The sequence below is a fragment of the Acetobacter sp. DsW_063 genome, from assembly GCF_002153745.1.
GTDB lineage: Bacteria > Pseudomonadota > Alphaproteobacteria > Acetobacterales > Acetobacteraceae > Acetobacter.
On the sequence record NZ_JOPL01000150.1, the window covers coordinates 1 to 836 of the forward strand.

General features: G+C 57.5%; 1 pseudogene. It reads right to left on the reverse strand.

What is annotated here, in order from left to right:
* Positions 1-54: 54 nt before the first annotated feature.
* A pseudogene (locus tag HK28_RS13420) lies at positions 55-779 on the reverse strand (IS5 family transposase).
* Positions 780-836: the final 57 nt, after the last annotated feature.

The window sequence follows — 836 nt, forward strand, 5'->3', positions numbered from 1 at the left end:
CGCCGCATCCTTCATCTTCTATCTCAAAGAATGAGTCCTGAGCCTAGATGGTTGTTATGCGCTTTGCTGGAGCAGGCTGGCTGAGTTTTTCAGCATGAAACCCGCGAAGGCGGTGGTGTGCATTGCGGCAAGGGTTGAAGCGCAGCGCTCGTAGTCTTTCACGAGCCTTCTGCACCGTGTTGCCCACGCGACCGATCTCTCCACGATCCATCGTCGGGGCAGCAACACAAAACCCCGTTTTGCCTGAGGCAGTCTGGCGATTTCGAGGGTAATATCCTTCTCTTGAGCCGCTTTTGATCCGGTATGGCCCTATCGGCCCATGCCAGTTCAACGCTACCATCTGTCGCCCGCTGAATGGCTTCCGCCAGCGGGCCTGCTTCTGCCCGGTCATCCCTGTTTGCCGGGGTGACGCGCAGGACCAGAAGATGCCCCAGGGTATCGACCGCCATGTGCAGCTTCGATCCGTTCTTTCTTTTCGCGCCATCATATCCGGCGCGCGATCCACTCTCCGGTGTCGAACGCAGTGTCCGGCTGTCGATAATCGCCGTTGTCGACTGGGCCTGTGTTCTTGCAGCCAGCCGCAGCACAGCCCGGAGATCGTGGACAACAGCCTCGAAACATCCCCCTTCCATCCAGCGCCGGGATTGCTGGTAAACCGCAGTCCACGGCGGAAGATCGTTCGGCATCGCCCGCCACGCAATGCCGTAACGGATCACATACCGAAGATCGTTGAACAGTTCCCGCAGATCATGATGGCGTTGTTCCGCGTCTTCCTTCATCAGAAGAAGATACGGAACAGTCAGAGACCATTCTTCGTCGCTGATATCAGACGGATA